The sequence below is a fragment of the Microcoleus pseudofavosus SVA1_A4 genome, assembly GCF_036700565.1.
In the GTDB taxonomy this organism is placed as follows: Bacteria; Cyanobacteriota; Cyanobacteriia; order Cyanobacteriales; family Microcoleaceae; genus Microcoleus.
The window spans coordinates 23,980-29,979 of record NZ_JAUBPE010000086.1; the positions used below are offsets into that span (position 1 = coordinate 23,980).

At 48.2% G+C, this 6,000-nt stretch carries 8 protein-coding genes; 3 read left to right on the top strand and 5 right to left on the bottom strand.

All coding sequences use genetic code 11. The features are described from left to right. Window positions 1-13: 13 nt before the first annotated feature. Window positions 14-802, bottom strand: coding sequence for a calcium-binding protein (locus tag QUA02_RS28010; RefSeq protein ID WP_333032715.1), 789 nt, complete (start codon window positions 800-802; stop codon window positions 14-16). Between QUA02_RS28010 and QUA02_RS28015 the strand changes: the two genes are divergently transcribed. From QUA02_RS28015 to QUA02_RS28025, 3 genes are read left to right on the top strand one after another with little or no spacing between them, the layout of a single operon-like run. Further along, window positions 789-1,307 carry a hypothetical protein gene (locus QUA02_RS28015; RefSeq protein WP_333032716.1) on the top strand — a complete coding sequence of 173 codons (519 nt, stop codon included), beginning with the start codon at window positions 789-791 and terminating at the stop codon, window positions 1,305-1,307. The genes QUA02_RS28010 and QUA02_RS28015 overlap by 14 nt on opposite strands. Continuing rightward, the gene (locus tag QUA02_RS28020; RefSeq protein ID WP_333032717.1) at window positions 1,308-1,577 is read left to right on the top strand and encodes a hypothetical protein; all 270 of its coding nucleotides are present in this window, start codon (window positions 1,308-1,310) and stop codon (window positions 1,575-1,577) included. 36 nt (window positions 1,578-1,613) lie between these two features. After that, window positions 1,614-1,817, top strand: coding sequence for a hypothetical protein (locus QUA02_RS28025; protein WP_333032718.1), 204 nt, complete (start codon window positions 1,614-1,616; stop codon window positions 1,815-1,817). Between the two features lie 188 nt (window positions 1,818-2,005). Here the strand turns inward: QUA02_RS28025 and QUA02_RS28030 are convergent, their stop codons facing one another. The 4 genes from QUA02_RS28030 to QUA02_RS28045 form a co-directional block, all read right to left on the bottom strand. Next, complete coding sequence (locus QUA02_RS28030) at window positions 2,006-2,320, bottom strand: hypothetical protein (protein ID WP_333032720.1); 315 nt, start codon at window positions 2,318-2,320, stop codon at window positions 2,006-2,008. Window positions 2,321-2,523: 203 nt separating this feature from the next. Beyond that, window positions 2,524-2,823: a hypothetical protein gene (locus QUA02_RS28035; RefSeq protein WP_333032721.1), complete on the bottom strand. Its 300-nt coding sequence runs from the start codon at window positions 2,821-2,823 to the stop codon at window positions 2,524-2,526. Window positions 2,824-3,298: 475 nt separating this feature from the next. Further along, window positions 3,299-3,760 (bottom strand): HetP family heterocyst commitment protein, encoded by a 462-nt coding sequence (locus QUA02_RS28040; RefSeq protein WP_333032722.1) that lies wholly within the window; start codon window positions 3,758-3,760, stop codon window positions 3,299-3,301. A 182-nt stretch (window positions 3,761-3,942) separates the two neighbouring features. Further along, the gene (locus QUA02_RS28045; protein WP_333032723.1) at window positions 3,943-5,745 is read right to left on the bottom strand and encodes a beta-barrel domain-containing protein; all 1,803 of its coding nucleotides are present in this window, start codon (window positions 5,743-5,745) and stop codon (window positions 3,943-3,945) included. Between the last annotated feature and the right edge of the window lie 255 nt (window positions 5,746-6,000).

Below are 6,000 nucleotides of genomic sequence, written 5' to 3' on the forward strand. Positions count from 1 at the left end.
CGTTAACGGTTAGCTACAAGATATTATTTGGCAAACCGATAATATCAGCATTGCTCAAAGTTGTTGCGCCCGCTGCGTTAACTGTTCCCAAAACAGCGGCTAAAATTCGATCGCCATTATTTGAACTAAACTTGACCAGAGTCGCGTCGGCCCTACCGTCACCGTCAGTATCAAACGCAGCGAGTGCAATATCTGCTGCTGAAAGTCCCCCAGTCAGCCCAATTTTATCGCCTTCACCGGCATTGAAATCAAGGACTCGATCGGCTAAAAATGGATTAGCCACACCACTCGCTGTCTCATGTCTAAATGCAAAGGTATCAGCGCCGCTACCTCCAATCAGTGTATCCGTGCCGAAGTCGCCGCAAAGAAAATCGTCGCCGTTGCCGCCCATCAGCAAATCTTGACCTTTTCCTCCTCGCAAGGTGTCGTTTTCATCGCCTCCATCGATCGCATCGCTACCTCTATTACCTTTGACAATATCATCGCCGCTTCCTGCAAAAATTCGATCGAGCTCACTCCCGCAAGTAATGACATCGCTGTCGCTGGTACCCCGCCAATATCCGTCGCCGTTGCTGTCGTAGGTGACAATTAATACCGCAGGATTGTTCTCTGGGGCGGTAACTTCTGGAGCCGGGGTTGTTACAGCATTGCTGTTGTTGGTATTTTTGGCAGGAAGTTCGATCGAATTATTGCTGTTACTGTTATCTGTTGGCTCAGAAATTATCGCACTCTCGCCGCCAGCACCCGTACTGTCTGGAGAGGAATTAGAGGAACTTGAATTGTTAGAAGTGCCGCCAGTCACCGAATCAAGCGCCGCACCGCCATTATTTGACGGTGTTGGAGTTGGAGTTGGTGTTGGTGTTGGCGCTGGTGCTGGTGTTGGCGCTGGTGCTGGTGTTGGCGCAGGCGCTGGAGTTGGCGCTGGTGTTGGTGTTGGCGCTGGTGTTGGTGTTGGTGTTGGCGCTGTGATATTAATTGCCGGTGCAGAGTCTGTAGCAGCCGCGGCTGGTGCTGGAGCAGGTGCTGGTGCTGGTGCTGGTGCTGGGGCTGGAGCAGGTGCTGGTGCTGGTGCTGGTGCTGGGGCTGGTGTTGGGGCTGGTGCTGGGGCTGGTGCTGGGGCTGGTGTTGGGGCTGGTGCTGGTGCTGGTGTTGGTGCTGGGGCTGGGGCTGGTGTTGGGGCTGGTGCTGGTGTTGGGGCTGGTGCAGGAGCAGAAGCAGTGGCGCTAGCCGTCGGGGAAGTATTTGAACCGCTGCTAGCTGAGGCGCTTGCACTGCTAGAAGTCCCGCCGGGAGCCGATGCTGTCTGAGTGCTGCTGCTGCTCCCTGTCGGAGAAGTCGCTGTCGAGCTGCTACTGCTGTTCGCACCGCTGCTGTCTCCTAACGGAGCAGGCGCAGGCGCAGGCGCAGGCGCAGGCGCAGGTGTAGGTGTAGGCGCAGGCGCAGGCGTAGGTGCTGGAGCCGGAGCCGGTGCTGGCGCTGCTGCTGGAGCCGAAGCTGTGGCGCTAGTAGTTGGGGGCGCGACTGTAGAAGCACTCGCTGCCGCGCTGCCGCTGCTAGATGTAGCCCCCGCAGCGTAAGCAGTCTCACTGCTGGTACTGCTTCCCGTCGGGGAAGTGGCTGTCGCGCTGCTGGTACTGCCCGCACCGCTGCTATCTACAAAGGAACTAGACTTGCTGGAACTGCTGCTGCTCGCACCAGGGTTATTCGCCGCCAGCGAATTCAAGGTGTTTAAACTATTGCTGTTTCCAACAATATTATTTAAGGGCTCAGATGAATCTAAGGAAGGCATCGCGATTTATCTCCTTTTAGCTGTATGACTGTCCCGCTGAATTTTTATTAAATTTGATTTAGCCATCACAATCATCATCAAAACGCCTTTAAAAATTTGAAATCCACCTTACACAGGTCGGCACTGTAGCAGTTTTAAATTGGGTGAGTACAGCCTCAAAATTACTTTTTTTAAATTACCATTTCAAATTCAACTCCCAACCGCGCTCGCAAATCATTAGGGCGGACTGCTAAAGATGAACAAAGATTTACTATCGTTCCAGGACACAGAATAACTGTTTTCAGTGCGAGCGTAAGAGTTAGCTGTAGCTGAGGCTTCAGTAAAAGCCGTATAAGGACTAACAGAGACCTTTGTGTAAGTGTTCGCCAGAGTCGAGGTATCTTTGCCAATAGCAAAAGCATTAGCATCAGCACTGCCAAATCCATAGGTGGCAAAAGTGTTAGCGCTACCAGTCGCGCGTGTATAACCAGCACCTACAAGCTTGCTCGCTCCTAAAACTGCCTCTACATAATCTAAATCATCAATAATCATGTTTTTTGCACCGCAACAATTTTTAGTGGCTGCTTAACTGATGTTAGAAAGCGAGCCAGCCAAAGCCATTAAGTATGTTGGTCTAAAAACAGCTATGTAAAGTTTTGCAAGGATTTGTGACTTACCTATCTAGAGATCGATCCAGCAATTCTTGCATTGCTTTACATAGCTGAGTTTCTGACTGCTAGTCTGCACTATTCTTACTACCAGTAGTAGTAAGAACCAGAAGTAGCTGAGATGGAAGTGCCGCTAGAGGAAGAGCTGTAAGGTGTCGTCTCTGTCTTGTTGAATGTCTGAGTCACAGTGCCAGAACCGTATGCCTTAGCGTCAGATTCAGCAGTGGCCGCATGACCGTAGACATAAACATTGGAGCTGATGTATTTGTTCAGGTTGAAATATTCGTTGAAATACACGTGCGAGGAGTCATAGCCTAAGTTAAAACCGCCAACAATGCTGGTTTCTTCAGAAACGACTTCGACGTGGTTCAGGTCTGAGATAATCATGGCTTTTTCCCTTGTTTGTTTACTGCTTGGTCGAAGCAATCTTGTTTGCTTTCGATGTACCTAATATATCTGGACTAATTAGAGCTGTGTTGCCAATTTGGCAGATTTGTGGAAATTAAAATGTAAAGTTAAATTCATGAATATTTGTGAATTCTTTGTTCAAAAGCTACAGAAAATCGATGTATTTTGAAATACAAAAAGCAGCCTCGTTTTATAGTCTATTAACGAGACTGGAAGATTCTAGTATTTGGCTCAATTGATAACTAATCGCTGTGAGATACCCGACTTCTTAAAGCAGTCGGGTATCTGGGTATTCTGTTTTTTTAGCCGTTGCTCACTTAACAAATTTTCAAGTACGATCGCACAACTGTGTTGCCATTTTGGCAGAAAACTCCGAAAAACCCGATCGCCCGCAGCTCCTTCAACCAAAAAACAGGTACACTCAAGGCTAGCGATCGGGTTGTCAGTCGTGAGACTAATTCACGCTGCCCGCAAAATTAAACCAGCGCGTCTTAAATCCAGCAAAAAATCCTTGATTGGGAACATCCGCCGTCGGCGCCGAGATATTTGAGCCTTCGCCCCCAACTTCAGCTACAAAACCTGCGGTATCTGAGTGCAACTCGCTAAAAACCTGAATTCCACAACCCCCTCGAACTCCGGCTCGTTTTTCCCTCACCACTTCCACATAATCTAAATCCGCAATTTTGCTCAGCGCCGGCTGAGTTTCCGATTTCTTCATTTGGCTGTTTTCCTTGAGCAAGCGGTTGGAAGTACGGTAAGGGATATAGTCTAGAGGGTTGTAACCCGTGGAGCGCAAAAGTAAAAAACAAGCCCAAGAATACTTTCCTGCCAGGATAGCTGCAATTATCTCATCCAATTGTTCGGGTTTGATTCCAACTTGGGAATGATGGGCAGAATGGTGAAATTGGGAATTCATAGTTTTATCCTATTTTGCGTAAATTAGTTAACTGTTGACTGTTGACTGCTGACTGTTGACTGTTGACTGTTGACTGTTGACTGTTGACTGCTGACTGCTGGCTGATTCATAACTAATGACTAATGACTAATGACTAATAACTAATGACTAATGACTAATGACTAATGACTAATGACTAATTTCTACAAACTCATGCCGCCTTTTTGTAGTTGCTTGAGGGGATCGAGCAAAATATCGGCTATGGAGTGCTGGCGGATGACAATTTCCGCAGTAGCTGTCTGACCGGCTTTGAGTTTCCAGGTTTGATTGTTAGCTGTCACCGAGTCTCGATCGATACTCACTTCCACCCGGTAAACAACACCCAATCGCTCGTCAGTTTTGGCATCCGGCGAAATCGATACAACTTTTCCCGGAATCACGCCGTAATTTTGATAGGGAAAAGCATCGAATTTGACTTGTACCGGCATTCCGGTTTTGACAAAACCTGCTTCTCGGTTCGGCAAACTGACTTCCAGCACTAGCGGAGCCTGATTCGGAGTCATTTCTGCAATGGTTTGACCCGGTTGCACGACTTCGCCGGTGTTGTGGACATTGAGAGTCGAAATAACTCCGCTGACGGGTGCGTAGAGAAATCTTTGTGTGAGCTTATTTTTTGCTTGAGCGAGCTGGGTTTGGGTTTCGGCAATTTTGGATTTGAGTTGATTTAATTCCATTTCCAACTGCTGAATTTTTTGCTCTTTTTCTAACTGCGTTTGGCGGGCTGCGGCTTGTTTGCTGGCGGCTTCTGCTTCGAGCCGATCGACTTCTGCGAGTTGTTCTGTTAATTGACCTTGCATTTTGCCGATCGAACTAATGCGATCGCGCACACCTTGCTCGACTTCAAACAGCTTTTCCTTAACCACAGTTGTCTCAGACAGTTGACTCCGAATGGCAGCACTTTGCCTGTCGCGCACGGTTTGCTCGACCTCAAATACTCGATCGTCAGCCTGAGTTTTCTCCCCCAACTGGCTTCTAATCACGGCATTTTCGCTTTCCCGCAGAGCTTCTTCAGCTTGAAACAATACGTCTTTTGAAAGTGCTCCCTCATCTACCAAAGGTTTGAGCCGCCCTATCCGCTCTTTGTGAGCGGCCACTTTTGCTTGCAATTGTGTCAGCAAATCTTGACTCTTATTTTGCAGCGGTTTCACGCGATCCTGCCTGGCCTGTTGAGACGTGACATCGATTTGCAGTTGCGACAACAGATTTTGGGCCTGCTTTTCCAGAGGTTTGAGCTGTTGTTTGCGCGCTTGCTGAGACACTACATCTGCGTGCAATTGCTCGATTTGAGACTGCGTGGTGGCCGCTGAAGCGCGAGCACGGGCGATCGCAGCTTCGGCCCCCCGCTTGTCCGCAACAGCTATAGCTTGGCTTGCTTCAGCTTCCAGTCTAGTTCTCTCGATCGAACTAATCTCCTGCACCAATTGAATCCGATAAGCGTCCAGAATTTTATCGAGACGCTCCACCTCGCTCTCGGCAGTGGACGGGTCTAATTCCGCCAATAATTGTCCTGCTTTGATTTTTTGACCTTCTTTGATAGCGAGGTTAATAATTTTTCCCGTCTCAGTCGGGTGAATTTTGTAAACAGCACCTTTGGGAACTAATTTGCCCTGAGCGTGACCGACTCGATCGATTTTTCCCAAAGTCGCCCACGCTCCAAAAGCCACAGAAAAAACCATTCCTCCTAATATCAACCGCTGGGGAAAAGATACTGGTGGCTGGTCGAGTACCGAGTGCAAAGAAGTAGACCAATTGTCAGCATCAGGCTGCCGGAACTTCGCAGTATCGATACACTCATTAGTTTGAGAAGAACGATTTTGACGTTCAACTACTTCTAAAGAGCGGTCTTTTATTCTGGCTTCGTTTTCTTGCCTTGTAGCTACGCCCCCATAGACTTCACCTATTTCGTCAGGAGCCGCGCACAATTCTTTCCCATTCTGTGAAAGCATGATATTTACTCCAAATTAGTCTGTTGACTGTTGACTGTTGACTGTTGACTGTTGACTGTTGACTGTTGGCAGTTGGTTAGTAGTCAATACGGTTCAGTTAAAAATATTTATTCCTCGGAGATCCCCCTAAATCCCCCTTAAGAAGGGGGACTTTGAGTAAGTTCTTGTCCCCCCCTTTTTAAGGGGGGCTAGGCAGGGTGGATTAATTGTCGAGAGGCGAAATCAAGGCTATGAAGGCTATTGACCAACTTTATG

Coding starts and splice junctions, on each gene's coding strand:
- QUA02_RS28035 (WP_333032721.1), bottom strand. CDS start 2,823: ATGATTATCTCAGACCTGAACCACGTCGAAGTCGTTTCTGAAGAAACC.
- QUA02_RS28040 (WP_333032722.1), bottom strand. CDS start 3,760: ATGAATTCCCAATTTCACCATTCTGCCCATCATTCCCAAGTTGGAATC.
- QUA02_RS28030 (WP_333032720.1), bottom strand. CDS start 2,320: ATGATTATTGATGATTTAGATTATGTAGAGGCAGTTTTAGGAGCGAGC.
- QUA02_RS28045 (WP_333032723.1), bottom strand. CDS start 5,745: ATGCTTTCACAGAATGGGAAAGAATTGTGCGCGGCTCCTGACGAAATA.